Source organism: Deinococcus marmoris, assembly GCF_001949125.1.
In the GTDB taxonomy this organism is placed as follows: domain Bacteria; phylum Deinococcota; class Deinococci; order Deinococcales; family Deinococcaceae; genus Deinococcus; species Deinococcus marmoris_A.
The window spans coordinates 26,543-50,733 of record NZ_MSTI01000007.1; the positions used below are offsets into that span (position 1 = coordinate 26,543).

General features: G+C 65.2%; 49 protein-coding genes. 12 read left to right on the top strand and 37 right to left on the bottom strand.

Translation table 11 applies throughout. The features are described from left to right. Positions 1-10 precede the first annotated feature (10 nt). The 4 genes from BOO71_RS00730 to BOO71_RS00745 all read right to left on the bottom strand — a co-directional run bounded on the left by BOO71_RS00730 (position 11) and on the right by BOO71_RS00745 (position 1,580). A complete protein-coding gene (locus BOO71_RS00730; protein WP_075830084.1) occupies positions 11-208 on the bottom strand; it encodes a hypothetical protein in 198 nt (65 codons plus the stop codon). A gap of 63 nt (positions 209-271) precedes the next feature. Then, complete coding sequence (locus BOO71_RS00735) at positions 272-661, bottom strand: hypothetical protein (protein ID WP_075830085.1); 390 nt, start codon at positions 659-661, stop codon at positions 272-274. After that, positions 658-1,176, bottom strand: a complete 519-nt coding sequence (locus BOO71_RS00740) for a hypothetical protein (RefSeq protein ID WP_075830086.1) — start codon at positions 1,174-1,176, stop codon at positions 658-660. The genes BOO71_RS00735 and BOO71_RS00740 overlap by 4 nt, the downstream gene beginning before the upstream one ends. After that, positions 1,173-1,580: a hypothetical protein gene (locus BOO71_RS00745; protein WP_075830087.1), complete on the bottom strand. Its 408-nt coding sequence runs from the start codon at positions 1,578-1,580 to the stop codon at positions 1,173-1,175. Before BOO71_RS00745 ends, BOO71_RS00740 begins: the two co-directional genes overlap by 4 nt. Positions 1,581-1,726: 146 nt before the next feature. Between BOO71_RS00745 and BOO71_RS00750 the strand changes: the two genes are divergently transcribed. Genes BOO71_RS00750 through BOO71_RS00790 form a run of 10 tightly spaced genes read left to right on the top strand, consistent with a single transcriptional unit; the run spans position 1,727 to position 5,069 of the window. Then, positions 1,727-1,936 carry a helix-turn-helix transcriptional regulator gene (locus BOO71_RS00750; protein ID WP_175607322.1) on the top strand — a complete coding sequence of 70 codons (210 nt, stop codon included), beginning with the start codon at positions 1,727-1,729 and terminating at the stop codon, positions 1,934-1,936. Between the two features lie 2 nt (positions 1,937-1,938). Continuing rightward, positions 1,939-2,154 carry a hypothetical protein gene (locus tag BOO71_RS00755; protein WP_139322653.1) on the top strand — a complete coding sequence of 72 codons (216 nt, stop codon included), beginning with the start codon at positions 1,939-1,941 and terminating at the stop codon, positions 2,152-2,154. Next, on the top strand, positions 2,154-2,864 hold the full coding sequence (locus BOO71_RS00760) for a helix-turn-helix domain-containing protein (RefSeq protein WP_075830090.1): 711 nt from the start codon (positions 2,154-2,156) through the stop codon (positions 2,862-2,864). The genes BOO71_RS00755 and BOO71_RS00760 overlap by 1 nt, the downstream gene beginning before the upstream one ends. Continuing rightward, on the top strand, positions 2,861-3,148 hold the full coding sequence (locus tag BOO71_RS26620; RefSeq protein WP_139322654.1) for a hypothetical protein: 288 nt from the start codon (positions 2,861-2,863) through the stop codon (positions 3,146-3,148). The genes BOO71_RS00760 and BOO71_RS26620 overlap by 4 nt, the downstream gene beginning before the upstream one ends. After that, positions 3,138-3,518 carry a hypothetical protein gene (locus BOO71_RS00765; protein WP_075830091.1) on the top strand — a complete coding sequence of 127 codons (381 nt, stop codon included), beginning with the start codon at positions 3,138-3,140 and terminating at the stop codon, positions 3,516-3,518. Before BOO71_RS26620 ends, BOO71_RS00765 begins: the two co-directional genes overlap by 11 nt. After that, complete coding sequence (locus BOO71_RS00770) at positions 3,515-3,754, top strand: hypothetical protein (RefSeq protein WP_075830092.1); 240 nt, start codon at positions 3,515-3,517, stop codon at positions 3,752-3,754. Before BOO71_RS00765 ends, BOO71_RS00770 begins: the two co-directional genes overlap by 4 nt. Beyond that, positions 3,751-4,278, top strand: coding sequence for a hypothetical protein (locus BOO71_RS00775; RefSeq protein ID WP_075830093.1), 528 nt, complete (start codon positions 3,751-3,753; stop codon positions 4,276-4,278). The genes BOO71_RS00770 and BOO71_RS00775 overlap by 4 nt, the downstream gene beginning before the upstream one ends. After that, positions 4,275-4,547, top strand: coding sequence for a hypothetical protein (locus BOO71_RS00780; RefSeq protein WP_075830094.1), 273 nt, complete (start codon positions 4,275-4,277; stop codon positions 4,545-4,547). The genes BOO71_RS00775 and BOO71_RS00780 overlap by 4 nt, the downstream gene beginning before the upstream one ends. After that, a complete protein-coding gene (locus BOO71_RS00785; protein WP_075830095.1) occupies positions 4,544-4,831 on the top strand; it encodes a hypothetical protein in 288 nt (95 codons plus the stop codon). The genes BOO71_RS00780 and BOO71_RS00785 overlap by 4 nt, the downstream gene beginning before the upstream one ends. After that, positions 4,821-5,069, top strand: coding sequence for a hypothetical protein (locus BOO71_RS00790; protein ID WP_075830096.1), 249 nt, complete (start codon positions 4,821-4,823; stop codon positions 5,067-5,069). Before BOO71_RS00785 ends, BOO71_RS00790 begins: the two co-directional genes overlap by 11 nt. 159 nt (positions 5,070-5,228) lie before the next feature. Here the strand turns inward: BOO71_RS00790 and BOO71_RS00795 are convergent, their stop codons facing one another. The 32 genes from BOO71_RS00795 to BOO71_RS00940 form a co-directional block, all read right to left on the bottom strand. Next, complete coding sequence (locus BOO71_RS00795; protein ID WP_075830097.1) at positions 5,229-6,131, bottom strand: ParB/RepB/Spo0J family partition protein; 903 nt, start codon at positions 6,129-6,131, stop codon at positions 5,229-5,231. After that, positions 6,128-6,883: a ParA family protein gene (locus tag BOO71_RS00800; RefSeq protein ID WP_075830098.1), complete on the bottom strand. Its 756-nt coding sequence runs from the start codon at positions 6,881-6,883 to the stop codon at positions 6,128-6,130. The genes BOO71_RS00795 and BOO71_RS00800 overlap by 4 nt, the downstream gene beginning before the upstream one ends. A gap of 197 nt (positions 6,884-7,080) precedes the next feature. After that, positions 7,081-7,449 (bottom strand): hypothetical protein, encoded by a 369-nt coding sequence (locus BOO71_RS00805; protein WP_075830099.1) that lies wholly within the window; start codon positions 7,447-7,449, stop codon positions 7,081-7,083. Further along, positions 7,446-7,856, bottom strand: coding sequence for a hypothetical protein (locus tag BOO71_RS00810; protein WP_075830100.1), 411 nt, complete (start codon positions 7,854-7,856; stop codon positions 7,446-7,448). The genes BOO71_RS00805 and BOO71_RS00810 overlap by 4 nt, the downstream gene beginning before the upstream one ends. Continuing rightward, a complete protein-coding gene (locus BOO71_RS00815; RefSeq protein WP_075830101.1) occupies positions 7,853-8,191 on the bottom strand; it encodes a hypothetical protein in 339 nt (112 codons plus the stop codon). The genes BOO71_RS00810 and BOO71_RS00815 overlap by 4 nt, the downstream gene beginning before the upstream one ends. Continuing rightward, a complete protein-coding gene (locus BOO71_RS00820) occupies positions 8,188-8,865 on the bottom strand; it encodes a hypothetical protein (protein WP_075830102.1) in 678 nt (225 codons plus the stop codon). The genes BOO71_RS00815 and BOO71_RS00820 overlap by 4 nt, the downstream gene beginning before the upstream one ends. After that, the gene (locus BOO71_RS00825; protein ID WP_075830103.1) at positions 8,862-9,125 is read right to left on the bottom strand and encodes a hypothetical protein; all 264 of its coding nucleotides are present in this window, start codon (positions 9,123-9,125) and stop codon (positions 8,862-8,864) included. Before BOO71_RS00825 ends, BOO71_RS00820 begins: the two co-directional genes overlap by 4 nt. Further along, positions 9,122-9,541 carry a hypothetical protein gene (locus BOO71_RS00830; protein ID WP_075830104.1) on the bottom strand — a complete coding sequence of 140 codons (420 nt, stop codon included), beginning with the start codon at positions 9,539-9,541 and terminating at the stop codon, positions 9,122-9,124. The genes BOO71_RS00825 and BOO71_RS00830 overlap by 4 nt, the downstream gene beginning before the upstream one ends. Next, complete coding sequence (locus tag BOO71_RS00835; protein ID WP_075830105.1) at positions 9,538-9,822, bottom strand: hypothetical protein; 285 nt, start codon at positions 9,820-9,822, stop codon at positions 9,538-9,540. Before BOO71_RS00835 ends, BOO71_RS00830 begins: the two co-directional genes overlap by 4 nt. 193 nt (positions 9,823-10,015) lie before the next feature. Beyond that, complete coding sequence (locus tag BOO71_RS00840) at positions 10,016-10,222, bottom strand: hypothetical protein (RefSeq protein WP_075830106.1); 207 nt, start codon at positions 10,220-10,222, stop codon at positions 10,016-10,018. After that, entirely contained in the window at positions 10,215-10,757 is a 543-nt protein-coding gene (locus BOO71_RS00845; protein ID WP_139322655.1) for a hypothetical protein, read from the bottom strand. The genes BOO71_RS00840 and BOO71_RS00845 overlap by 8 nt, the downstream gene beginning before the upstream one ends. Continuing rightward, positions 10,747-11,358, bottom strand: a complete 612-nt coding sequence (locus tag BOO71_RS00850; RefSeq protein ID WP_075830108.1) for a hypothetical protein — start codon at positions 11,356-11,358, stop codon at positions 10,747-10,749. The genes BOO71_RS00845 and BOO71_RS00850 overlap by 11 nt, the downstream gene beginning before the upstream one ends. Continuing rightward, positions 11,355-11,567: a hypothetical protein gene (locus BOO71_RS00855; RefSeq protein ID WP_075830109.1), complete on the bottom strand. Its 213-nt coding sequence runs from the start codon at positions 11,565-11,567 to the stop codon at positions 11,355-11,357. Before BOO71_RS00855 ends, BOO71_RS00850 begins: the two co-directional genes overlap by 4 nt. After that, positions 11,564-11,848 carry a hypothetical protein gene (locus BOO71_RS00860; protein ID WP_075830110.1) on the bottom strand — a complete coding sequence of 95 codons (285 nt, stop codon included), beginning with the start codon at positions 11,846-11,848 and terminating at the stop codon, positions 11,564-11,566. Before BOO71_RS00860 ends, BOO71_RS00855 begins: the two co-directional genes overlap by 4 nt. Further along, complete coding sequence (locus BOO71_RS00865; RefSeq protein ID WP_139322656.1) at positions 11,845-12,819, bottom strand: hypothetical protein; 975 nt, start codon at positions 12,817-12,819, stop codon at positions 11,845-11,847. Before BOO71_RS00865 ends, BOO71_RS00860 begins: the two co-directional genes overlap by 4 nt. Continuing rightward, positions 12,816-13,073 (bottom strand): hypothetical protein, encoded by a 258-nt coding sequence (locus tag BOO71_RS26625; protein ID WP_175607323.1) that lies wholly within the window; start codon positions 13,071-13,073, stop codon positions 12,816-12,818. The genes BOO71_RS00865 and BOO71_RS26625 overlap by 4 nt, the downstream gene beginning before the upstream one ends. Further along, entirely contained in the window at positions 13,046-13,357 is a 312-nt protein-coding gene (locus BOO71_RS00870; protein ID WP_075830112.1) for a hypothetical protein, read from the bottom strand. Before BOO71_RS00870 ends, BOO71_RS26625 begins: the two co-directional genes overlap by 28 nt. Then, positions 13,354-14,028, bottom strand: coding sequence for a hypothetical protein (locus BOO71_RS00875; protein ID WP_075830113.1), 675 nt, complete (start codon positions 14,026-14,028; stop codon positions 13,354-13,356). Before BOO71_RS00875 ends, BOO71_RS00870 begins: the two co-directional genes overlap by 4 nt. Further along, the gene (locus tag BOO71_RS00880; RefSeq protein WP_075830114.1) at positions 14,021-14,353 is read right to left on the bottom strand and encodes a hypothetical protein; all 333 of its coding nucleotides are present in this window, start codon (positions 14,351-14,353) and stop codon (positions 14,021-14,023) included. Before BOO71_RS00880 ends, BOO71_RS00875 begins: the two co-directional genes overlap by 8 nt. Before the next feature lies 1 nt (position 14,354). Continuing rightward, the gene (locus BOO71_RS00885; protein ID WP_139322658.1) at positions 14,355-16,424 is read right to left on the bottom strand and encodes a DNA cytosine methyltransferase; all 2,070 of its coding nucleotides are present in this window, start codon (positions 16,422-16,424) and stop codon (positions 14,355-14,357) included. Continuing rightward, entirely contained in the window at positions 16,421-17,245 is an 825-nt protein-coding gene (locus BOO71_RS00890) for an N-6 DNA methylase (RefSeq protein ID WP_083652819.1), read from the bottom strand. Before BOO71_RS00890 ends, BOO71_RS00885 begins: the two co-directional genes overlap by 4 nt. Continuing rightward, positions 17,235-18,095, bottom strand: coding sequence for a DNA adenine methylase (locus BOO71_RS00895; protein ID WP_075830116.1), 861 nt, complete (start codon positions 18,093-18,095; stop codon positions 17,235-17,237). Before BOO71_RS00895 ends, BOO71_RS00890 begins: the two co-directional genes overlap by 11 nt. Continuing rightward, complete coding sequence (locus BOO71_RS00900; protein WP_075830117.1) at positions 18,092-18,319, bottom strand: hypothetical protein; 228 nt, start codon at positions 18,317-18,319, stop codon at positions 18,092-18,094. The genes BOO71_RS00895 and BOO71_RS00900 overlap by 4 nt, the downstream gene beginning before the upstream one ends. After that, positions 18,316-18,675, bottom strand: coding sequence for a hypothetical protein (locus BOO71_RS00905; RefSeq protein WP_075830118.1), 360 nt, complete (start codon positions 18,673-18,675; stop codon positions 18,316-18,318). The genes BOO71_RS00900 and BOO71_RS00905 overlap by 4 nt, the downstream gene beginning before the upstream one ends. Then, positions 18,672-19,301 carry a hypothetical protein gene (locus BOO71_RS00910; RefSeq protein WP_075830119.1) on the bottom strand — a complete coding sequence of 210 codons (630 nt, stop codon included), beginning with the start codon at positions 19,299-19,301 and terminating at the stop codon, positions 18,672-18,674. Before BOO71_RS00910 ends, BOO71_RS00905 begins: the two co-directional genes overlap by 4 nt. Then, a complete protein-coding gene (locus BOO71_RS00915; protein ID WP_075830120.1) occupies positions 19,298-19,483 on the bottom strand; it encodes a hypothetical protein in 186 nt (61 codons plus the stop codon). Before BOO71_RS00915 ends, BOO71_RS00910 begins: the two co-directional genes overlap by 4 nt. After that, positions 19,483-19,731 (bottom strand): hypothetical protein, encoded by a 249-nt coding sequence (locus BOO71_RS00920; protein WP_075830121.1) that lies wholly within the window; start codon positions 19,729-19,731, stop codon positions 19,483-19,485. The genes BOO71_RS00915 and BOO71_RS00920 overlap by 1 nt, the downstream gene beginning before the upstream one ends. Further along, positions 19,728-20,153 carry a hypothetical protein gene (locus BOO71_RS00925; protein ID WP_075830122.1) on the bottom strand — a complete coding sequence of 142 codons (426 nt, stop codon included), beginning with the start codon at positions 20,151-20,153 and terminating at the stop codon, positions 19,728-19,730. Before BOO71_RS00925 ends, BOO71_RS00920 begins: the two co-directional genes overlap by 4 nt. Then, on the bottom strand, positions 20,150-20,407 hold the full coding sequence (locus BOO71_RS00930; protein WP_075830123.1) for a hypothetical protein: 258 nt from the start codon (positions 20,405-20,407) through the stop codon (positions 20,150-20,152). Before BOO71_RS00930 ends, BOO71_RS00925 begins: the two co-directional genes overlap by 4 nt. Next, on the bottom strand, positions 20,404-20,802 hold the full coding sequence (locus BOO71_RS00935) for a hypothetical protein (protein ID WP_075830124.1): 399 nt from the start codon (positions 20,800-20,802) through the stop codon (positions 20,404-20,406). Before BOO71_RS00935 ends, BOO71_RS00930 begins: the two co-directional genes overlap by 4 nt. Then, positions 20,799-20,975: a hypothetical protein gene (locus tag BOO71_RS27500; RefSeq protein ID WP_175607324.1), complete on the bottom strand. Its 177-nt coding sequence runs from the start codon at positions 20,973-20,975 to the stop codon at positions 20,799-20,801. Before BOO71_RS27500 ends, BOO71_RS00935 begins: the two co-directional genes overlap by 4 nt. Beyond that, entirely contained in the window at positions 20,972-21,382 is a 411-nt protein-coding gene (locus BOO71_RS00940) for a hypothetical protein (RefSeq protein ID WP_075830125.1), read from the bottom strand. The genes BOO71_RS27500 and BOO71_RS00940 overlap by 4 nt, the downstream gene beginning before the upstream one ends. Positions 21,383-21,768: 386 nt before the next feature. Here BOO71_RS00940 and BOO71_RS00945 point away from each other — a divergent pair, with 386 nt between their 5' ends. Beyond that, positions 21,769-22,944, top strand: a complete 1,176-nt coding sequence (locus tag BOO71_RS00945) for a hypothetical protein (RefSeq protein WP_139322659.1) — start codon at positions 21,769-21,771, stop codon at positions 22,942-22,944. Positions 22,945-23,078: 134 nt separating this feature from the next. Here BOO71_RS00945 and BOO71_RS00950 read toward each other — a convergent pair whose 3' ends face one another. Further along, the gene (locus BOO71_RS00950) at positions 23,079-23,642 is read right to left on the bottom strand and encodes a hypothetical protein (protein WP_139322660.1); all 564 of its coding nucleotides are present in this window, start codon (positions 23,640-23,642) and stop codon (positions 23,079-23,081) included. Positions 23,643-23,832: 190 nt separating this feature from the next. Between BOO71_RS00950 and BOO71_RS26630 the strand changes: the two genes are divergently transcribed. Further along, a complete protein-coding gene (locus BOO71_RS26630) occupies positions 23,833-24,153 on the top strand; it encodes a helix-turn-helix domain-containing protein (protein ID WP_139322661.1) in 321 nt (106 codons plus the stop codon). The last annotated feature ends 38 nt before the right edge of the window (positions 24,154-24,191 follow it).

The following is a 24,191-nucleotide window of genomic DNA, read 5'->3' on the forward strand; positions in this document are numbered from 1 at the left end:
AGTCCCAGTATTAGCGCGCTTTAAACTCCGTCCAGCAGGCCCGCAACACGTCCTCGACGCTGCCAGAAGTGGCCCGCAGCCGGAACGCACGGATCTGCGCGTCGCTCCATCCGGCGTAACGAGCAGCCATCATGCAGGCGGCCAGCGCGGCGTAGGCGTTGCGCCCTTGCAGGTGGGCGCGTGGACGGGGATCGGCGGTCAGGGTCATGGGCAGGGGCCTCCTGATGTCCAGTGTTCAGGAGGCCCGCTCAGCGCACATCTGCCAGATGAGCTAGGCCACCCGAATCAGCGCGCCGATGCCCGCCTCGTCTGCCGAGCAGAAGCCGCACTCCACCGCGTCCAGCATCCCGAAATAGCGCCGCTGATGTGCCCGCTCAGCCCGGTTGTCCTGGCCCTGCGGCAGCGGCACCAGCACGACGGGGCCGCGCAGGGGTTCGCAGGCCGTGGGCAGGCCGATCAGGCGCGAGGCGGCGGGATTGGCTGCCCGTCCATGCCAGTCGTCCAGATGGACCACCTCAAACCCGTCCAGTTCGTGGAATGCCTCGGGGAGATAGTCAATGTGCCCGCCCACCGCGCTCTGCAACGTGGCCAGACGATCCTCGCCGAGCGGCACCGCCAGCGGTTCCCCACCTGCCGGGATCACCACGATGAAGCGGGTCATGCGTGGCCCCGGAAGTCGCTCACAGCTTGAGCGTAGCGGGCCTGGGCATTCAGCATGGCCTGATGCGCCGCCAGCAGCTCCGAGGGGTCCGGCAGGGCAGGAGCGGCGGGCGGGGTGGGTTCGGGGTATTCATTCACGCTGAAGGCCAGCGCGACGGGGCCGATGCCCTGAATCAGGCGGGTACCGGCAGTGTTTGGGCCACTCCGGTTGCTGCTGCGGATAGGTGTGCCATCAAAAATGAATTCGGCGGCAACCTGGAAGGCGTGCTGGGGGTCAGGATCGCTCCGCTGGGCCTTGGTGCTGTCGAAAAAGTACCGGATGATCGTCTGACCGCCCTGGTAGGCCACGCTCTCCGGGTCCCCCAGGTCTTCCCCAGCCACATGCACGCGCAGCGCGTAGCCCAGGCAGCCGCCCACCTGCGCCACCTCGGCCTCGGTCAGGATGCGGCCCACGCGTACGGTAACGGTATCGAAATCCTCGGCAATGTCGGGGATGCTGACGGGGAAGCTGCTCATGCGGCACGCCCCATCTGGCCGTAAGCGTATGAACGGACCACAGCCGCATCCTCGGCAGTCAGCGCGGCCAGACTGGGCACCGGCACTCCGAGAACCTCGCTCGCCAGCGCGTAGTGGCTTTTGTAGCCCAGTGCGCCCAGCTCGCGGTGCAAAGCGCAGGCGGTGGCCTTGCCGATGGGGGCCGCTTCCAGCACCTCGACCACCACTTCCAGGCGATCGGCGGCGCGCAGAACGCGGTCCGCATGCAGCATGTCCACGGGGCGTCCATCCAATTCGGCGATGAAGCTCGCGCCCGCGCGCGTCATGGTCACGACATGGACGGCCAGGGCGGTCACGACGCTGCACTCGCGGTAGGTGGTGTAGGCGTTCCAGGTGCGGGTGGTGGCGCGGGTGTTAGAGTTCATTTCGATTCCTTCGAACGGGGAGTCAGTGGGGCGCTTCTCGTAGTGGGGTTAGCGCCCTTTCTGCTGTCCCTATAGTAACCTATTGCGGTACGTTACGTCAAGTGTTACTCTACCCATAACGCAACGGGAGGCGTTACGTTATGAGCATGAATCAGGACGTTAGGCAAGCAGTAAAGACCGTCATCAAGGAGAAGGGATTGACTCAGGAACAGGTCGCTGAAGCACTCGGCGTAAATAGGGTCTACGTCAACCGAATGCTTTCTGGCAGTACAAGCAAGATGCCCGGGCGCTGGAGTGAACTCCTCGAGTACCTCGACCTGCGTCTGACTGTGGAGTCTTCAAAGGAGAAGCCATGAGCATGGCAGACCGTAGAGCCGTGATGGAGCTGGCCCACCGTGGCGTGACCCAGCGCAGCCTCGTGGGAGCCGAGGCCCTGATGCGCCTGCCCATTGCCGCTGCCAAAGTGTTGGAGGAGATGACGGACGGCCCGGTGCGGGCGTACATGGCTGTGGGCGTGGACGAGGTGGCCGCGCTGGAAGCATTCATGGCCGCGCGGCCGAAGGTGGATGGCTGATGGGCGGTATTGACCCCTGCAAGACCAAGTCAGGTGAACGGCGCAAAGTGCCGTATTACGATGTTTACGGAACAAGCGACGCCGCCGCATTTGCCAACGTCCCCAAGTCAACGGTGTACCGCGCCATCCGTCTGGGGCAACTGACGCCACTTCCCGACAAGTACGGGCCTGCCACGATTGCCCACGCCGAGCTGGTGCGCTGGATGGACACCCGCGACTTTCCTGTTCCGCAGAACAAGCAGCCGGACCCGCCCAAGCCCAAGCAGGTGCTGATGCCGCTGACCCCAGTGAAGGCAGCGCGGCTGATGGACGTGGACGTGAAGACCATCATGGCGGCCATCGACGGCCACGCTCTGGAAGCCACTGGGCCAGATCGGCGCTCGCTGAAGATCGCGCACGCGGCGCTGGACACCTGGGACCGCAACGGGCGGCCCATGTGGGTGCGCCAGCCGGAGCCAGTGGCTTACGGCGTGCGTCTGCTGGTAGGCGGTCTGGTGGCTGACAACGAGTTGTCCGCGAAGGCTGTGGCCGACGCCGCTGAACGGATGGGCCTGCCCCGCACGATCACCCACAGCATGATCCGGGGCGATCTGGCCCACGCCAGCGTGACCGCCCTGACCTGTCTGGCAGGCGTGCTGGATCAGATGCTCGGACGGACTCTGGGCCTGGAGGAACTGATCGAGGTCTGGAGACCGGAGGGAAGGCCGTGACCCGCACTCTAGCCGATGATCTACGCCAGCTTGAGCGCCTGAACGTCATCATCCACCATCAGGCTGCCGACACGGGCCATCTTCAGGAGCTGCTGGAACTGCCTCAACTTAAGAAAGACAAGCCTGTCCATCTGCCAGGAGACCGCGCTCGTTGGCACTCTGCCCGCCGACGCCTGCGCTGGATGATCGCCAAGCGAGACCGATTCGAGATCGTTGTCCGGCAAGCTCTGGAAGAAACGCGCAGCCCTTACGTTACTGACGAGGAGGAACCCGGTGGATTTTAATGACAAACGCGCTCAGGAGCTGCAAATCTACTTCGCCTTGATGGTCCCGCAGTGCATTCTTGACTTCCAGCGGCGTGGCATCACCGACGCCCAGGCCGCAGCGAAGGAGCTATACGCGCAGGAGGGCTTTCAAGACCGCCTCACCTATTGCGAGGACATGCTGCATGGCCCGTTCGATCAGGACCGCCGCCAGAGCAAACTCGCCTATGCCCAGGTGATCGCCGCTGCCAGCCTGACGCCGGGCGGAGTGGAGGCGTGGGGCCTACACTTTGAAGCGGCGCGCGGGCCGTTCTATTCGAGTCGCACGCCAGAGGCCAGCGCCACCGTCATGCTGAACTTTGGGCCGCTGTTTGCTGGGATGGGCGCATGAACAGCTTCAAGATTGGCGATCAGGTGGAAGTGCTGAACGGTGGCAAGAACATCCTGACAGGTACAAGGGGGCACATCACCGAACTCAGCAGGCCAGGTGAGGGCATCTATCAGTCGGATGGCGTAGACATTCCCGCCTGCCGCGTGGACTGGCCGGAATGCACCCACGTCTACGGCGGGAAACGCGGCATATGGGTGGACGGACCGAGTCTGCGCCGCCTGGACGCAGAGTCATGACCACCATGCAGATCAAGGGCATCACCCTGACCCATCCCTGGGCCTGGGTCATCGCGGAAGGCGGCAAGAACATCGAGAACCGGACCTGGCGGCCAGAGAAGCAGGGCGGACGGATCGGCATGTATCTGGCAATTCACGGCGGACGGCTGCACGGCCCGAACACGGCGGGGCGTGCGGAAGCGCGGGTATCCCTGGCTTCGGTCATCACCACGATGGGCTGGGAAGGCGAGCAAGATCCAAAGACCATGCTCAGACTGCGGTGCGGTCTGGAAGTCGCCAATGAAACGGATTACATGCCCACTGGCATCATTGCCGTGGCACGGCTGGCCGATGTGCGGGAGGACCACGACAACCCCTGGAGCGTGTTCGGTCAGTACCACTGGCACCTGGCCGACGTGACCCCGCTCTCTGAATCTGTCCCCCACAAAGGGGCGCAGGGGTTGTGGAGCCTGGAACGGGACGCGCTGGCGCAGGTGCGGACGCTGTATCGGGAGGCACTTAAAGCCAAAACGGCGGCGGCGTGAAGGCCGATGTCAGGGCGCAACTGGAGGCGCTGGCCACCCGCCGCCGCGAGGCCGTCGAACTGCTGGGCGCGGGCGCTCACAACGATTTCGAGTTGCTGGCCGTCATGGCGGCGTTGTCGGGCTGGATCACGCGCGGGCGGGCAGCAGAGATGATCGGGGTGGACCTTGCGCACTACCGCCGGGAAGTGGAGCCGTATTTCGTGGTGGTGATTCAGAAGGAATGGCCGGAGAAGTGGGCGCAGGTTCAAGCAAGGGGAGAAGCGATATGAAAGACGCAAAAGCATCAGAGAAGGCGCGGCGGCTGGCGAATCAGGCCCACGATCACGCTGATTTTGTGGCGGCCATCGCCCATCACGTCACCCATGAGGCAAGCAACAACATGCTCCGGCATGCAGCTACGCACCTGCGGCAGATGGCGGGGTTTTTGGAGAGCGAATACGCCCTGGAAGCGCCGCTCTCTGAACAGGCGGCAAGAGAATTGAGCGAGAACGTGTCACACATGCGCGGCGCAGCCCTCAAGGCCAAGCCAGAGGAGGAAGTAGATGGGGATTAAGAGCAAGCGCGTGGCCTTTACGTTCGATGACACCAGCCTTCGAACGCTGGAGCAGATGACGGACGAGGGCAGGTATAACAGCCTGGCCGACTGCGTGCGGGAGTCGCTGCAAATCACCCGCGCACTTTCGCTTCAGGCACGGCGCGGCTATACCGAGCTGGTTGTCCGCAGTCCAGGCACGAACGCTGAGCGGGTGATCGTAATTCCGCGCCTACTGATCTTTGCAGGAGAGAAATGAGCGGCATCAGCCCCAGGCACAGGCGGAACAAGAAGGGCACGCCGATCCTCTAGCGTCGCCCCTGCCATCCCCCTCTCAATGTCCTCATGGAAACGCCAGCAACACCCTTTTCCGGAAACCCTATACACGCGTCGCCTGTCGTCAGGGCGGCGCGGTTCTTCATTCCTGTCCCAGCGCCTTCTTGACCGAGTCCGGCATCTTCCCCATCCACTTGTTTAGCTCGCTCTGCTCCTTGTCATTCAGCCGCCTCAGCCACGTCACGCTGCCCAGCGTGCGCCCCAGCCGGGCCACCTCGCGCTCGTTCAGGGCCGTGCGGGTGGGCCGGTCCCGCAGTGCGGCCAGTCGGTCCCTCAGTTCCCGGTGCGTGGCTCCACTCAGGGCCAGGGCCAGCAGCTCCGCCTGATGCTCTGAGGGCGCAGCCGCCACCACGCCGCCCAGCGTGTACGGCAGTCCGGCGTCCAGCGCGTCCAGCACCGGCTGAGGCCAGCTCAGGATGCGGAGCTTATTGGTCACGAAGCTCGTCCATTCCCCCAGGGCCAGCCGGGCGAATAGGGCCTCCAGCGCCGCGACATCCTCGCCGCCGTGGCTCCTGGCCCGGTACAGCCGCCCGCGTGCGCCGTCCGCATCGGTGCCCAGGGCCAGGGCGGCGAGGCGCACGGTGGCCGTGACCTCCTCGTACATGCTCAAACCCTCGCGTTGCAGGTTCTCGATCAGCGCGGCGGCCAGGGCGGCAGTGTCATCCAGATCCCGCACGATCACCGGCACCTCGCTCAACCCGGCCAGTTCAGCGGCCCGCCAGCGCCGTTCACCCGCGATGATCTCAAATCCGTCCTCGGCGGGCCGGACCAGCAGGGGTTGCAGGACGCCCTGCTCCCGGATGCTGCGGGCCAGTTCGTCTAGGGCGGCCTGGGCAAACATCCGGCGTGGCTGGAAGGAGCCGGGGCGCAGACTCTGAAGGGGCACGCTGCGGGCGTCCAGACCGGGACGGGCCAGGGCGGAGGCGTCGCCCAACAGGGCTTCGAGGCCCAGACGGGGTTTGGGTTTCTTCGGTCTCGCGGTCATATCACCACTCCCAGGGCCTGCGCGACTTCGCGCGTCAGGCGTTTGATGTCCTCGTGAACGGGGCTGCCCGGTGCATACACGCCCACTGGCTCCCCGGCCATCGTGCTGTCCAGCCACACGGCCTCCCTCTGCGGCATGGGTTCCGAGAGCGGGGACAGGTAGGCGCGCAGCTCGTCCAATACCGTGCGGTCATGCGTGCGGCGGGCGTCGTATAGGGTGGGCACGTACAGGGCCACCGTCAGTTCCGGGCGCAGGCGGCGATACAGGGCGGTGGCCCGCTGAAGGCCGGGCAGGGCGTCGAGGCCCTTTTGCCGCGTCGGCACTGGCACGATCAGGCGATCAGCCGCAAGCGCGCCGAGGATGGCGAGCTGGCCGAGGCTGGGCGGGCTGTCGATCAGGCACACGTCGTACTGATCCGACACTGTCTGAAGCGCCTGCCGGAGGAACAGGTGTGCGCCGGGCATGCTGGCGATACCAATCTCGGCCTGAGCGAGATCCACCTGGGCGGGGATGACGGAGAGGCCGTGGGCCTGCCGGGGAGTGGGGAGGGGCGCGCCCTCGGTGGCAACGGGATAGACTGTTTCCGCAAGATCAACATCCGTTAAACCCATCCAGGACGTAGAATTTCCCTGTGGGTCGAGATCGGCCAGCAACACCCGCAGGCCCATCCGAGACAGCTCATGCCCCACGTTCAGGGTGATTGAAGTCTTCCCTGCCCCTCCGGCGTGGTTGAACACTGTGGCTGTAACCATGTGCAGGATGCTAGCGCGGAATGTGCGCGGGGCCACATCGGGCGGCGGGCGGATTGATGGGGGGCTGTGGGACAACGCCTCAAAGTTAGCGTGTGTGGGACGGGGCTTTCAGAGTGCAGTTTGTGGGGAATGGGGAGGCATTCCAGCAAAGACCCCACCACAACAAAGCGTCGGAGCGGGGTCAACTTAACGTAAAGCTAGAACAGCGGTACCTGTCCCCGCATCTCGCATCCCTCGAAATCCGTGGCCCAAACGTGGCCCTCTCCGTCGCAGAGTGCGCAGGCCCCTTCCTCGCCCACGCCGCTGCCATCGCAAGCCGGGCAGCGTTCGCGGGCCGGGCCGTCGGTCAGGGGTGGCCCGCCAGAGCCACGCAGGTAGACCGTCACCTCGTAGACCAGACCGCACGCCTCACAGCCGATCTCGTAATCCGTGCGGGGCATCTCGGCGTCCGACTGGAAGGCCAGAACGGTCTGGCGGTTGCGGGCGTCATCTTTGCAGGCGGGGCACTTGAACGGGCGGTGTTCAAATCGGCGGTCAATGTGCTGGGTGGGATACTCACAGCTCATGAGTCGGCGCTCGCCTTCAGCGCGTCCAGCACCACAGCCGCCAGCGCCTCTGCGGGAGAGGGTTCCTCGGATTCAACGTCATCCACGTCCTCGACTTCCGTGGAGTCCTGGCCAGGGTTGCGGTACAGCGCGGCTCGGTAGGTCTTGCCGGAGCGGTAGATGGCCCACTCCCAGCCGCGCTCGTCGCATTCCTCGCGCAGTGCGCCCTCCAGGGCTACTCGCTGCTGCCAGCTTTCCCCAGGCTGGTCTAGGGTGTTCATGGTGGACGTGCAACCCAGGTACTCCCGGTTGCCATCCACCCGTCCATGGAAGCTGGTGACGTGATAGGTCCGTACAGGGATGCTGCGGACGCTGAACCGCTCAGGCAGCAGCTCGGCCAGCTCCATCAGTAGATCGGGCAGGCTCACGCTCCTGCCTCCGGGTCCAGGATCCCCAGCCCCACGCCTGCCAGCCTTGCTGCCGCCACGTCGATGCCAAGATCACGGGCTATCTCGGCACTTCTGGCAGATTGCCCCACCCGCCGCCCCTCCATGACCACCGTGCCCATCGCCAGCTCTGTGGCCCAGCGCCGCACATCCTGACCCCCCAGCTTCTCCAGCTCACTGAACGTCCGTAGCACCCGCAGGGCCGCATCGCTCAGCTCAGGTTCCGGTGCGTCAAAGCGCAGGGCGCTCAGGCGCTGATAATCCTGTCGGGCCTCCAGCCAGTCGGCGAGGGCAGTCAGGGCATAGGAGCCGCTCACAGCCCCTGCCCCGGCACGCAGCCCGCTTCCTGGCAGCCCACGAGGGGTGAGATGGTTGCACAGCTCTCCGATACGGCAGAGGGATTGGCCTGAGACAGATGCGCCAGACGAACCGCCATGCCGAACTGGTTGCCACTTAGCCCCAGCTCGTCCAGCAGAGGCACCCGCTTGATCTGCTCCTCATAGGTCAGCTCGCGGAACGCCTGAACGCCCTCCCCCACTGCATCGGCAATCGCCACGGCAGCCTGACAGGTGGCCAGCTCATAACCCTGATGCGCCCAGGCGGTGTCCGGGGCGTTCTTGAGGAAGCGGGCGAGGCGGGCCTGGAAGGGCGTGGGCAGCAGGGCGATGGCGGCCTCCTGGGCGGCGCGCCCTTCCAGATATTCGTCGCGGTCTTTCTCGCGGCGTTCGTCGATGTCCCGCTGCCACTCGGCCATGTGCTGGGCCTCGGTCTGATACAGGAACACCTGCCCGTCAATCACGATGCCTCGCACGGGATAGCCGGTGCCCTTGCCATACAGGCGGATGGACTGGCCGGGCTGTGGGATGAATGGGCCAGCGGAAATGCCGAGAGACCAGCCGGTGTCCATTGTGACGGTGCGGCCCTCTTCCCCAACGCTGGCGATGATGGCGTCTTCAAACTGCGTATCGGCGGAGAGATCAGGATGCGTCATGGGTGTACCTCGATTTGGATGACTTCAAAGCATGTGTCTGCGCCGTTGTACTGGGCGGGGCCGAAGATCGCCATGAACTGCCAGAGCGGCCAGCTCATCTGCCCGTCCAGGTCCGGTTGCTGGAACACGTAGTCGGTTTTCATGGACTGCGGCAACAGATCTCGCTGGGCGGCCTCGTGCTTCCGCAGGACCACCACGCCGCGCCGGGTCAGGCGGACGTAGACGAATTGATTGATGCCAGTGGGCACGCGGTCTTTCATGGATGGACCTCCGGCGTCTGGGCCAGTCGCCAGTACGCCATCTTTCGTTTCTGCTTTGGGGTCCGCTCGGCCCAGCCGTCGTCCACCGCGCGGCGCAGGGCGGCCTGAAAAATCCCCCACGTCACCTGTCCCTGAACCGCCTGCCACAGTTCGGTGGTACTCCGCCACTCCGCGTCCAGCAGTGGCAGCAGCACCACATGCGCCGCCTGGACCCGGAGCGAGGGCAACGGCGGCAGCGTGACCGTCTCTGCGTCCGCATCTGCTGCCAGGGCGCGCAACTCCCGTGCGCAGGTCAGCAGCGTCTCGGCCTCCCCACGCGGTTCGGTGGTCTTCCAGCCGAATTCGTCGCGGTGAAGCTGGCGGAGGAACGCGGCCCGGTCCTCCCAGGTCTGGGCAAGGGTGTCGGCTGGGGTCATGGGGCCGCCTGAGCGTTAAGAGCGGCGATATACCGTTCAAGAAACATGCGGTCACCATCTTCATAGCCCATGTTCAAAAGAGCGGTTGCCATCCGCTCCGGGGCGTCAAGTAGATGTCCAATCCTCTTGATCGCCTCTTCAAACCATATTTTTGAGCCAGCCAGTTCGTCAGACATCTGGTGACACGCAATTTCAAATGCTTTGGCCGGGTTCTGGGCATGGGCTGGCTCAGAAAGGGCGGCGGCAAGTGGCAGAAAGGGGCCATGCCCAGCACGGTCCATCGGGGCGTCCTTGAGTATGCGCGTTCCCCCGCAGCGACAGCAGGTTTGCGGGCATTGGGGTGGCATAGAGAGCAGGGCAGGGCCAGTGGTGTGCCAGCAGTGGGTGCATGGTTCATTCATGGGCAACCTCGGGCATAGAGGCGGCGCTTGAGCAGCGTGTGGGGGCCGCCCCGCTTGTGGCGAAAGCGCTCGCTCACCTGCTGGCCCCGTCGGGCAAGTCGTCGCCCATCCGCTCGAACAGCGCTTGACCCTCAACGGCAAGCCCGCGCTGCTGCGCCCAGCCACCGATCAGCTCGAACATGCTGTCGTCCATCTCCCGCTGCTGCCTGGCAGTCAGGGGGTGGCCATCAGTCCGAGTAAATCGGTACTCGGCCAGCATTGCCTTCCACTGGTCAGGCATGATCTTCCCCTTCTGAGAATGCGGCCAGCGCCTCCTGGTTCACTTTGATGACCCGTCCGCAGCCGGGGCAGTACTGGATGATCACCCCGTTCTCGCTGTCCGGGCCGATATGGAAGTAGTGGACGGTGCGGAGGGTGCCCGTGGCCGTGTTCAGCACCTGGTGGCTGGCGTGCTTGATCACCCCGAGCTTTACGCACTCGTCGAAGCCCTCGCAGGCACAGAAGCCGGAGTCCACCGGGGCCTTCAGGGCGGTCAACATGGCATGACGGGCAGCCAGGAAGGCGGCATGGTCCCCTTCCGTATCCGTGCCTGCCACCTTCTTGTCCCAGAGCGCGCCAAGTTCCACCGTGAACGTGTTGAGTGTTGCCTCGGAGTGGCCCGGCTCCGGCGCTGGCAAGAGCAAGCCGTCCAGCGCGGCGTCCAGTTCGTCGATCAGCTTAGGGTCTGTGATCGTGTCGAACTCCGCGATGCTGGCGGACACGGCGCGACAGGCCCGGTCCAGGCGCTCCAGCTCGGACATGGGGCTACTGGTCATCGGGGAGCTCCTGTACCGTGCTGGCGGCGCGGCGCTCCTGCATTTCCTTGAGCTCGGCAGAGGCAACCTCACGCCACTTCATGCCGTGCTGGCGGGCCATCCCAAGAAAATGACGATTCATGTATCCCAGCTCAGCCTCCATCTTGGGGGCGATGTCATGGCCGCCTGCGCGCCAGAGATGTGCGAACCGGGCCATGTCCATAGGATTCCAGCAAAGGATCTCCTGTTCTGCCTCCTGATATTCGGCCAGCGGGACACCGAGGGAGAGGTAGGTGGGCTGATCGGCGCTGAGGGCAGGTATAGGCGGCAGCGTGGTCTCCCGCACGCCCATCTCCTCCGGCGTTAGGTCTGGCCAGCGTGCCAGAATGCGGGCAGTCTGGGCAGCATCAGCTTGCGCCCCTTCATCGTCCCCCTCGAACAACGCATAATTCACGCCGTCCAACAACTCTTGAAGACGCATGATGGCCGCCCGGCGCGGTGTCCCCGGCCACTCGTCCAGCTCCTGACCGTACTTCTCGCGGCCTTCCTCCATGCGGGCCTGCACGACGGCGTGGAGAGCAGCGGGCAGCAACGCTTTGGCCCGCTCGACGATGCGCGTCATGCCTTCACCTCTCCGCCGTAGGGCGCTGCCACTTCCTGGCCGTCCTGGCTCAACACGCACAGCGCGTACCCATCGGCCCCGACACTAAATGCGTTGATCTTCGCGGCGCAGGTCTGGCAATAGAACGCCCGCGTGCTGGAGTTCCACCACACCGCGCCCGGCTGCTGGCAGGCCGTCCGGTTGCAGTTGCCGCCCCACTTGCCCTTCACGCCCGCACTTCCTTCCGTGCCTTGCGGCAGGTGTCGCAGGTGCAGGTCTGCTTCTGGAGGTATTCCGCCGTCCGGGCCAGTCGAGCGAGCAGATGCACGGCGTCACCCAGCAGCCATGTCGGCACCTGTTCCCCTTTAGGCGCATTCAGGGCCAGCACAACGTCAAAACCAGCGGCGTGCAGCTCCTCGGTCAACTGTTCGGCCCGCGCCTTCAGTTCTGGCGTCAGGCGGGGCGTGACGATCCCTGCTGGAATGACCTCCCCATGCGCGAAGGTCTTCACGCGGCCACCCGCCCCAGCATCGGCAACACCACAGCCCGCAGTTGGGCCAGCATGGCTTCAGGGGTGGGATAGGCGGCTCGCCATTCAAGGACAAATGGATGGGATTCCGGTAGCAGCATGAGACGCTGGTTCTCCTTCCAGGTCAGCCCTGGCGCGTTCTGCTTCTTCCGCAGGAACAGGCACAGACTCGCGCTCTCCAGGGCATTCTTGGGCTGATCACTGGGCATAGGCACTTCCTCCACAGCGATAGGCGCGGCCACCTGGGCTTCCAGGCGTTCGCATTCGGCGTTGAGACTGGCGATCACGGTGCGGCTGGAGGCAAGGTCCTGCCGCAGTTGGTGGGCTTCATTGCGGGCGTCGCGTTCCCGGTTGTTGTTGGCGCTGCGTTCGGAGTCCAGCAGGCGGGTCAGGCGGGCAATCTCCCGCGCTGACGCCTCGCGCTCGCGGGTCAACTGGGCGGAGGCGGCATCCAGCGCCCGCCGCGCCTCTGTCGCCTCACGGGCAGCCGCATCGGCCCCGGCAGTCATCTGCTCGCGCTCGGCAGCCAGGGTGGCCTGACTCTGCCCCTCGATCTCGGTGCGGTACACCTCGATGCCCTCCGAGATGCTGGCCTTGATGCCGTCCCAGATCACCGCCAGCGCCTCATCCGTCCGGTCCCGGATGCGGCGGCGCGGATCGGCAGAGGCCCCGGCAAACTCGGTCAGGGCAAACGAGGTCAGGTCCAGCGTGCGGTCCAGCAGGTACGCGGCGATCTCGCTCCCGTCCTCCCGTTTGCGCGCCGCCGTGGTGTGGACCGTCAGCACGTCCATCGCGCTGATCCAGGCCCTGCGCCACTCCCGGTCCGTCAGGCGGGCAGCGCGGGCAAAGGACAGGGCGCAGTCCTCTGGGGGAACAAGGTCTGCCGTGGGGGCGCGGCGCGGCTGGGCTTTGATGGCGGCGATGTCGGCAGGATTGATCATTGAGGCGGTCACGGTTGGCTCCTTGCGCCGAACAGGCTCGGCATTTTGGGTTGGGTGGGTTTGGGAACTGACAGGGGTGCAGATGGGGGTGTGATGACACTCAGTTCCCAGGTCTTCTCGATGACATGGATCTCCTCGCCGGTGGTGGTCTGGATGGCCCAGCAGGTGCCGATGCCTGGCACGTACCAGCAATGACGCAGGACGGTGCCGAATCGTTCTCCAGCGGCGTAGTACTCGTTCAGGTGGGGGTTTGCAAAGATCGGCACGACAAACCGGACCTGCACTCCTTCGTCAATGGACTGGGACACCAGAGGTCCTCCAGGAACGTCTCGCCCCTGGCGGTGAGCGCGTAGCTGCCCTCGTCCCGCCGGGCGTACCCGAGAACGCACAGCTCGCTCAGGCGGTGGCCCAGGCGGGTGATCTCCTGACTGCGCCGCGCCAGCCGCGCGAGAATCTCCTCACGGGCACACGGCTCAGCGCTCAGGACCGACAGCACCGCGTGACGGTCCCCCATCTGGCAGGGAGAGACGCGGTGGGCGGGCCAGGTCATGCCTCCACCCGCTTGAATGTGATGGCCCAGACCCAGACCCACGGCTCAGCCTCGAAACTGCCTGCCCCGTGGATCTGATTCCAGAGACTCCTGAAGCCATTGCGGTGGGTGGACTCGGGGAGCGCCTGCCCCTGCACAAAACTGGCAGCGTCCATCAGGAATTCAGCGGGTGCACCCTCGGCCCGTGCGTCGGCCTCGGTGATCGCCTGCACGGGCTGGGCGCTGACTGCCGTGACTTCCAGGGTGATGCGGCTGGCCCAGTGGGGCATGAAGATCGGAGACTTCCACTGCCACTCCGGCTCCTGCTGATCGGCGGCATACAGCACGTTCTCCCGGATACGCAGCGCCTGCGGCAGATCGGCGGTTCGGCGTTCACCCCCGTCCCACTCAAAAAAGCTCAGCCGGGCGTCGTCGTCGAACCAGGCATCGTCATCTGCGCTGGGGTCAAGCAGAAACCGTTCGCGCACCCATAAGCGGTCCCCCTCGGCGTACTTCCACTTGACCTGCCGCCCGTGGCCGTCCTCCAGACCGCTGGGGACGAACGGAGAGGCGCGCAGGCCCGCGTGGGGCTGGGGCTTGATGATTCGGCGGGTTTGCGTCTTGCTGCCGTCCAGCAGGCCGGGAATCATAGGGGCGCTGAAGATGATGGGCTTCTCTCTGTGGTTAGGCATCGGTGACCCTCCCGGACTTCAGGTCTACAACGGTGTGCCGGTGGCCGCCCAGGTCTATAGCCAGGGCGACGGCCACGCCCAGCAGCAGGCCCTGAACCTCCTCACTGCTGGGAACGCGCCCGTGTTGCCCGTTGGCCTCCACCAACTGGAAGCGGTCCGTGAACGTGACGCGCAGGTTGGTGGGCGCGTCGATGGCATGCCCGAACGCCACCGCTAGGGCCGCGCCGAAGACCGGGCCGACACGCTCACGGTGGACAGTGAACAGGGGGATGTAGCTCTGGGGGGCCTCGATCATGAACTGAGCAGTGACGTCATGGTCTGGCATTTCAGTCCGCCGCCTCGGCCACCACGGCGCTGAGCTGGGCATGGGTCAGCACCTGCGCCAGTTGTGGGCAGACGCTGTTGCCGATGCCACGCACCTGGCGGGCCTTGCTGATCGACTTGCCCTCAGCATCCCGCTCCAGCACGAACGAGTCTGGGAACCCCTGGCAGCGCGCCAGCTCACGCGGGCTGAGCATCCGCATCCCGATGTCCGCCAGCACGTACCACTCGCCCCGGATGTTCAGGACCACCAGGCCGTCGCGGCTGTAAGGGGCCAGCGCGCCTTCTCCGAGATACGCCAGCAGGAAGGCATGGACCTCGCGCGCCCGATCCAGCTCCGCGCTGGTCAGGGCAGGCCAGCAGGTGACGGTGATCACACCCGTTTTCCCCCCGCTGCCCTGGGTCATCACCGTGGGGGCAGGGGCCGTGATGTCCGCGCCGTTGCTGGTGCCGAGCTGGCGCATGAGGGTGGCTGCCGAGACGCCGAAACGGTCACGGGTGGGGATGGTCCGCAGCGGCACGTCCGCTTCCTGGCCTGGATCGCCCTCGCCGTTGCTGCCGTAGTACGCGGTCAGGCAGGCGGTGGTCAGGCCGTAGCTGTTCTTGCTGACCACGGTGGGGAGCTGGGCCGTGACGGGGTAAACGCACTGGCTCCAACTGCGCTGGTTATCCGTCTTGAGCAGCGCGCCGGTCACCAGTGCCTGCGGACCACCCTGGGCCAGCACGGTGCGCGCCGGGCGGTCAGCGGAATAGCTGGCGTCTTCGGGCGGGAGGCTGCCGCCGTTGTGCTGGACAAAGTGGGCGGTGGAGATCCCGAGTGGGGCCGCTGCGCCCGTGCCGCCGGTGGTCACGGTATACATCGGCTTGTCGGCACTCTGGCCCACGCTGCCCGTGTTGAACTTCAGCACCTGGCCCACCACCAGCCGCGCCCCGTTCGCCGTGGTGGTCACGGTGGCGGCTGGCATGTTCACGTCCACCGCGCGGGCCTGCTGACCGGGCGCTTCACCGTTGCGAGGGACAAAGTACGCGCCCAGCAGTTCGTTCTTGTTGTGGTTGGTGGTCACGGTGGAGAGCGGCGCATCCGGCGAGCGCGCAGGATTGCTGTGCTGTTTGTTGACCACATACGGGGCCAGCAGCGGGCGCGTCAGGCCGTGCGCTTCGTGGGCGGCGGTGATGGTGTTGAACGGCTGATCCAGGCCCTGACCTCTGAACCCTGCCCCACTGTGGTTGCAGGTCACGATGAACGGCTGGGCAGCCTCCAGAACGAAGCGACGCAGGCCCTGGGCCACGCGGTTCATGGTGTTCGTCACCAGCGGCTTCTTCCGGTCAAAGATGGAGGGGCAGGGGATGTCCCAGTCGATGCAGGACGCGGCGGATTTGTAGGATTCCAGCAGGCCAGCTTTCACGCAGGGGTCTGTCGGGGCGGCGTGCGTGGGCGCGGGCCAGACGATGGGCAGGCCATCCCGGCGGGCGATCAGGAACAGGCGCTTCCTGATGGTGGGTGTGCCGTAATCGCAAGCCCGCAGCTCGCGGTGTTCCACCTGGTAGCCCTGATAGCGTAGTGCGTTCACGAAGCTGTTGAAGGTGCGGCCCTTCTGCGCGGGGTCCGGTCTGCCGTCGGGCAACAACGGGCACCAGTCGCGGAACTCCTCGACGTTCTCCAAGATGATCACGCGGGGTTTAACCAGCGCCGCCCAGCGGACCGCCACCCAGGCCAGGCCACGAATGCCCCGATCCAGCAGCGCCGCACCTTTGGCTTTGCTGAAGTGCGTGCATGTGGGAGAGAACCAGCACAGCGCCACCGGCTGACCGCGCGTGACCTCCAGTGGGTCCACATGCCACACGTCTTCCACGCTGTGGTGGCTGTGAGGGTGGTTGACGCGGTGCAGGCTGACGGCCACCGGATCGTGGTTGATGGCATGGTCCACTGGACGGCCCAATGCGGCCTCTATCCCAGAGCTGGCCCCGCCGATGCCAGCAAAGTTGTCGATTACGAGTTCACCCTCGGCCAGCAGCCCAGCGTTCAGGCGGACAGCGAGGTACGGGAACAGTGGGGCGTAGGTGGGTGACTTCACAGGGGGCCTCCAAACAGCGGACCAAACTCCGGCTGCGGGTGAGTGGGTGGAGGCGAGTTGAGGAAACCGCGCATGGCGTCCACCACGCGGGCGAACTGGGCGTCCTCTTCGGGGAGGGGTGCATTGAGGTTGTGATACGGCATCGCCAGATCCCAGAAGCGGTTGCGCCACGTCCAGCGGTTCTCCAGGGCCAGCGTGTTGCCGCAGACCACCTGCGCGGGCAGGCCCCAGAGGGTCAGGTTCAGGAAGGTGGCCCAGCAGGAGCGGGCGCTCAGGTCCTGGGCGGTCCAGCAGACGTTGAGCGGGTGGCCGCCGCGCTCGATCAGCACCTCAGTGAAGGCCAGGATCATGCCGCCCGTGCCGCAGGCGGGTTCGTTGCAGTGCAGCACCTCACCGGGGGTCAGATCGGCGCTCAGGGTCATCTGGGCCATCAGGCGGCAGATGCTGCGCGGGGTGTAAAACTCCGCCCCAGCAGCACGGTCCAGCCGATGCCCAATCTCCATGTAGACCGGACCCAGCAGATCGGTATAGGGCCGGTCATCCATGTCGGTGATCAACTGGTGGAACGCCCGCACGATTACGCCGAGGTCATGCTCGTCCAGACCCCGCACGGCGTCCAGATACGTCTCTTCCTGCTGGCTCAGCGTCAGGGCAGCGGCCCCGGCCTGGACAAGACGGCGGTAAGCCTCGGACACACGGACGCGCCGGACCTCCTCCAGAATGCGGAAGAACGGCAGGCGCAGCGGATCACCGATGAAGCCCTTCTCGCGGTCCGCCTCGGCAGACTGGCGCTGATAGGCGCGGGCCATCTTAGACGTCATTTAAGCCGCCGTCCTGGCCCAACCAATCCAAGCTGCCGTGCGTGCCACGCAGCCGTCTCCAGCCCACCGGATTGATCCACAGGCATTCCTGACGGTGCCCGTTGCTCTGGGCGCGTGCGGTGGTGCTGACCAGGTGCCAGCCCGCGAGCTGCTCGGAGTACTGCGCGCTCGGGTAGCCGCTCATGACCACTGGGCCGACGTGCCCGAGTACCGCATCGATCAGCGCCTGATGTTCAGCAGGCGTCTTCAATTCATGGTCATACAGCCGCCCAGCCTTGTGGGTTTCTCCGAGGTAGGGCGGATCGATGTACAGCAGCGTCTCTGAGTTGTTGACCCGTTGGATCAGCGCCAGAGCGTCCAGGTTGCTGATCTGGGCATTCATCAGGCGGTCAGCCGCGAAGGCGATCCGCTCAGGCAGGTTGCGCCAGGCTGTGAGGGGCGTCTGCTGATCGACACCCCGGAAGCGCCAGCCGGTCTTGCGCTGCATGGCCCGTTTGCCGTACTGCTGCCAGGTGATCGTGATCATGCAGCGGGCGCGTTCCAGATCCGGCAATTCGTCCGGGGCCAGCAGGGCCGCGCAACATGCCTCGTACTCGTCCAGCGCCCAGGGCGTCAGGGAAACCTGCTCCGCCAGTGCCTGTGGCTGGGTTCGCAGCACCCGGAAGACCGCCACCACGTTGCCGTCCAGATCGTTGATGATCTCGGTGGCGGCCTCGGGCTTGAGGAAGAACACGCCGCCAGAACCGAAGAACGGCTCGCAATACACCTTGTGGGGCGGCAGGTGCCCGATGACCCACTCGGCAATGCGCCACTTGCTGCCAGGCCAGCGCAGGACCGGGGCAGCCGTCACAGCAGCTCCCCCACCCAGTGTTCCAGCGTCTGGCCATTGCGCTGATCACTGGGGCGAGACTGGGCCAGCCCGCGCTTCCGCAGGGTCCACATGTAGCCGCTGCACTGCTTGAGCGGTAGGCCAGTCTCGTCCACCAGCTCGCGCGTGGTCATCGGCACGCCAAGGAACTCGCTCAGCGCCACGAGGACCTTGTGGATGTCGCTCCCAGGGACGACGACACTCACGCCGCCCCCGCCTTCGCCGTGGCCTGCCGGGCGAGCAGCACCAGGGCCTCGAAACACACCGGATCGTTGTGCATGGGCCGCACCGTCCAACGCGGCATCAGGGCCAGCACCTCACCCTCGCTGACCGACTCCGGCAACCCCTCCAGAATCTGCTGCACCAGACTCCGCAACACGCCGATCCGCACCGGGTCCGCGCCCGCGCAGTAATTGACGGCATACACGCCACCGCCCACGCGGTTCGCCACCACGCGAACGCCAAACAGCACGCGGTGACAGCCGAACTCCCACTGGGCCGTCTCAGAAGTCAGGCGCAGCACGTCATAGGACTCGGTGGTGGGAGCGAGAGAGAAGATCACAGCCAGCCCCGCGCGCCCAGTCTTTCCATGAGGACCGTCTGCTGCATCGCTGCCGCATCCCGCAGGAAATCCAGTGTCACCAGAAAGCGGCGCTCAATGGTGAACGTCGCGTGGTAGCCGTACAGGATGTTGCGCGCCCGCTGACTCAGGGCTTCCGTTTCGTCCTCTCCGGCCCAGCCGTATATCGGCCCACCCAGGAGGTGCGCGTGCGCTTCCAGGCGGCAGGCGTGCCAGTCCATCGCCTTGACGGCGGGGTCCAGCTCCACGGGCACGCCGTAGTGGGCCGCGCACGCTGCCCAGACGCGCGCCTCGACTTTCTGGTAGTCCGGCAACAGGCGCTTGAGCGGGGCCGACACGTCCCCCACGTAACATTCTGCGGCGTCGTGGACCAGGCCCTGGAGCAGCAGCCCGGCGTCCCGGTGGCCACGCTCGGCCAGCAGTTCCACCACCAGTAGGCTGTGCTGCGCCACCGAGAAGGCGCGATTGAGATGGCCGGTGAAGCGGTTGATGTGGGCCAGCGCGTGCGCCACATCAGCGTCCTTGATGTGGGCGGGCGTGGGGCTGAGGAAATCGAAGGCAACGTGCCCATGGGTCTGATTCCAGGCAGGATGGGTGGGGGCAGTCACGACAGCACCTCGCTCCAGACGAACTTGACTTCCACGGTCAGCTCCTGGCGGCAGTTTGGGCAGGCGAGATACAGCACGCCGTCACTCAGGTGGCCGAAGGCGTTCTCCAGAATGTCCTCGGGAAACAGGTGCTGGCACCTGGGGCAACCCCCACGCGCTTCGTGGTCCTGAACGACAGCCACTAAAACCACTCCAGTGGTCCGACATCCACCCATGCGCTGATCGGCTGCCCGCTCCAGCGCACGCCCAGGCAAGCCAGAGCCGCGCCCAGCAGAAACGCGGGGAGCGAGAAAGACTGGACCGCCAGCAGGCAAATCAGCAAGGCCAGCGCCATCACTGGCCCACTCAAACGGCGGCGCAGGTTCGCGCGGCGCAGCCGGGCACGCAGGGCAGTCGGGGCAGGAGCGGTGGAATAGATCGGGTAATTCATCGGCAGTCCTCCAGGAGCTGATCGAAAGGGCTGAGCTGGGATGGCGGCGTGGGCTGGGCGTATTGCTCGATCAAAGCGCGGCGTTCCTCCCGGCGGCGGCGCACGTCGGCCAGCAACACGTCACGGGCAGGCACGTCCGGGTGGATGGAGTCCTGCACCTGACGCAGCTCGGCAGTCACCGGGCAGGCCGCAGCGGTCAGGCGGTAGCCCAGAACGGGCATGCCCTCCTCGAACTGGCGGCGGGATTCCACGCGCTTCCGGCGTTTCAGACACAGCAGCAATGAACTCACGCCTGCCGGGTCCAGTGGGGCGCGGATGGGGCGGGGCAATTCCTCGGCGATCACGCGCACAGAGGCCCACGGGTGGGAGGCTAGATACGTTTCGATGCGGGCCAGCAGGCCGGGCCGGGTGGAGTCCATCATGCCCGCGCCGCCAGTTCCTGCCAGTTGTCGAGGGCCAGTTCAACCACCTGCGCGTTGCTGTATTCCTGCGCTGAGGCGTAGGCGTTCCGCATGGCCTGAGCCGGGGTTGCGCCGTCCACCTCGATGGTGTCGCCCTCCGGGGAGAACAGACGCACGCTGCCGCCCTGCGTCCACCAAACCCGCCAGCCACGCGCCTTCAGGTCCGCTTCCAGGCGCTTGGTGCTGCTGGTGGTGGGGAGCCAGGGGAGGTTCACTGCTGATCCTTGCGGGCCACGCGGGTGAGCTGCCCGGCCCGGCACTCGTAAGGGCGGTTCTCGCCCTGCAAGAACACCTTGAAATCTGGCCCGCCTTTCTCCGGGTAATCGTCCACGATCAGGCCCGGCTCATCCTCCAGGGTGTCCACGTCCATGCTGACGGCCTGTTCGCAGGTGCCGTTCACGCGCACCCAGTCGCCTATCTGGAGATCGCCATTGCAGCGGATCAGCTCGGTACGCTTCATATGGAGAATCAACCCAGCCGCGCTACCGCCCTCGGCAGCCAGTGTGTAGGTTCCGTATTCGTCCATCGAAACGACGCATGCCTGCTGGGCACTCCAGCTGTCGCGGGTGATCACCACTTCGTCACCAGCGTCCAGAATCTGCTTGCTCATGCCGCCGCCATGCGGTTCAGTTCCATCCGGCAGGCCCGCGCGATCCGGTCACTGCGGCGGGCGCGGGTGCGGCGCTCAGGGGTGCAGGGATCGGCAGACAGCTCGGAGAACAGCGCCAGCGCATGCAGGCGGCGCAGGCGGGCGAGGCGAGAGCGGGCGGGACGGCGGATCACGCCGCCACCTGTCCTTCCAGCCCGCTGGCCGCCTTCAGATCCCGCTCGAACTCAGCGCGCACTTTCTTCCAGCTCTTGACCACGTCGTTCAGGCGGCGGGTGCGGCGCGCGACGTGGAATGTGCCGCCGTCGGTGCTGACCTCAAAACCAAGCACGCGTAGGCCGGTGATGACGCGGCTGGCGCTGAAGTTGAACTCGCGGCTGGCGGTGGTGGTGATCGCGCGTCCCTCAATGAACTTCAGTACTTCAGCGAACGCGACGAACTTCAGGACGCACTTGGGGCCGACAACACCGATGAAGGGCACGTCGTAGCCGCCCTTGCTCAGCGCCAGGCCGCAGCACGCGCACTGGGCGGCGTCCGCGTGGGGGAAGGTGTGGGGCTTGCTTTCGGGGGCGGTGTGCGTCATGCTTTCTCCGTTACTCCCTCGCCTGGATTTGCTTAGCGGCATTCGGCGGGGGAGTGCCTTTTTGGCTTGAAACAATCTTACCATCTACTGGGGATATTATGCAACAATATCTCCAGTAGATAGGAAGGTCGGCAACGCCCACCTGAACTTGATTTGTCTGCTACCGTAATTCACACAGGAGACATATGCCCGGAACATCCAATTGGGGGCCAGAAGAGGTTGACGCCGCTTTGAAGAAACGAGGCGCTGACGCCATTCTTGCCGTGCCACCGGGGCCAGGGCTGAAGCAAACCGCCGTCTGGGCGCGTGCGGCGCTAACTGCAAACCATCTACGCAAAATGCAGGAGGCCTGCCAGCGACTGGCTGTTTTCCAGACCCCCCTCGCCATGGGCCTGTCCGTTGCCATTACCAGCCAGGTGGGTGAACACGATGAGGCTCTGGACATGCCCATGCCCCGCGCCAGTTCTGCGCGCACCGATCAGGACGGGCTGGCATGGTTCTACTTGGGGCGCAGCTCCTCTCTGGCCGCTCTGGGCCGTCCTGGGGAAGCGCTGGTGGAACTTGGGCGCGGCATTGCCGCCGCAGAGGCCGCAGGGCTGCCAGAGCGCGCCCAGCTCCTGCGGTTCCACGCGCGGGTGATTGAGGTGCGGCTCGGAATCGCGGTCCCTGAGATCATCCACCAGGACCTTGCTGAACCGATGGCCGAAGGCCGCAGGAGCTGGCACAGCGGAAATTACGCGGCTGCACTGTTGCAGCGGGGGGAGTACCGCCGCGCCTCACTGGCCTCAGAGGCTGGGAACATGTACCACACTGCCGCGCTGGCCTTGCAGGGCATCGACGGCGGCGATCATCTCCGCAGCGCTTCCCAGATCGCCGCCCGAACCTGGGCCAAAGCCTGGGCCGGGCAGACCGTCCCCCGCGTCTCTGATCTGGGCCACTCGCTGGTCGGCAGTTACGCCGTCCTGGCGCTGGCTCTTGATTACTCGCGCACGGTGACAGGGGCCAGGCTGGTGGGCGATCTGATCGGGGCGACACCTCCCCGGCAGGCGGACATGGCCGCGCTCTGGGCTGGAATCGGTCTTCAGGCCCTTGCGCGCGGCGGCACTGTCGCAGACCCCCTCAACACTGTCGCCACACTGTCTGACGCGCTGAGGCGACTGGGCAGCACAGATGACGTGCTGAGCATCATGACGCGGCTGATGCCAGAGGCGGTGGTGATTGCCAGCGTGGGACCAGGGGCACACCGGGAGATCGCGCTGGCTGCGAACACGCTGATGACGCGTTCAGGCTCCCCCACCACGGCGCAGGTGCTGGCTGCTTATGCCCAGCAGAACGTCCAGACGCGGCCAGGACGCGCACCCAACTTTGGGGCCATCCTGGTGGCCCTGGAACACCTGATTGAGACCGCCGCAGATCAGGAGCGGGTGGGCCTGGAACACCAGTGGAGAATGGCGCGGGAGGCCGTCCTGTTTGAGCATGGGGGCCGGTGGGCGCTGCCAGGGGCAATCACAGGAACTTACCATTGCGGACAGCCCTCCAGTGGCCGCACACTGGAGGCATGAAAAAATTACTGCTAACGGTCCTCTGTCTGATCCTGGCGACTGCTCCTGCTGGTGCAATCAAACTGAAGGGCAGTGATGGGTCACAGGGCAGCCCTTCCAGGATCGGCAACGATCCCTGCCACGGCTGCTGAGTCTTACTTTTCTTTGAACGCGGCCAGCGCGCCGACCAACTGACCCATAACCCGGCCCCGGCCAGCAGCAAGCTGCGCGGGCAGTGCGAACAATCTGCCGTCGTCCAGTTCGGTGATGACGATTCCTTCCAGAGTGCTGTCTGGGTCAATTTGGACAATATGCCCGGCAGGAACTGTCCACTCTCCGTGGAGAGGACTTTTTAATTCCAACTCGATGAGGTTACGAGAATCCTCACCGTGCCCCCAGGGCTTTGGCCGGAACGTCCTGAAAGACCGCTGCTGCGGCAGAGGGATGTGGAACAACTTCCACGCCTCTTTGTCGGTAATTCCGAGCGTGCCTATGAAACGCTCAGCGGTGGCCTGCCGCATGCGGGCAATGTCCAGCTCCCCGGTGATGTACATGCCGAGGGTGCTGAGCGCGATATTGGATTTCTTTGCGAAGTCCTCTAGGAAAATCTCTCTGGAATCCAGAATGTGCTGAAACACTTGCCCGCGATGCTGAGCCGTCTCAACACTCTCTGGGAGTGGAGTTGCGCGGCGTCGCGTGTAGCGTTTTGTGTCAGTCATAGCACTTCCTATCTGCAAGTTTACCAGTAGCTGGGAGAATTATACAAGGGTCCATGTGAAGTAAACCCCGTTGCCAGCGCAAAAATACGCGGCAAGCTAAGTGTTCTGATCGGTATTAGCCACAAGCTGATTAAGTGGTGGCGCGTTTCACCGTCTTCCAAAAATCCCCAGTTAGTGGTATTTTGTTGTCATGATTTCAGTAGCTGGTGAAAAGGTACGCGCTGCCCGCTTGGCGGCGGGTATCCGATCTGTCCAGGCAGCAGCCCGCGCAGCGCACTTGAACTACAAGACGATTGAGGCATTTGAGGGGCGTGGCGACGCCAAGGTACCCACCAATCCAAAAATGGAAACCCTGCTCGCGCTGGCTGCTGCCTACGGCTGTAGCCCACGCGATTTTACCGAGAACCCCGAGGAGTGGGATCGTGCAGCCCAAGCACTGGGGCTGCCAGCCACTCTTGGCGCAGTCGTAGGAGGTCAGTACATAGAACCCGCCCTCAACCCCACGTCCTAAAAAAGAAGTTGCCCCAGGGGTCAGATCCCAGGGGCGTT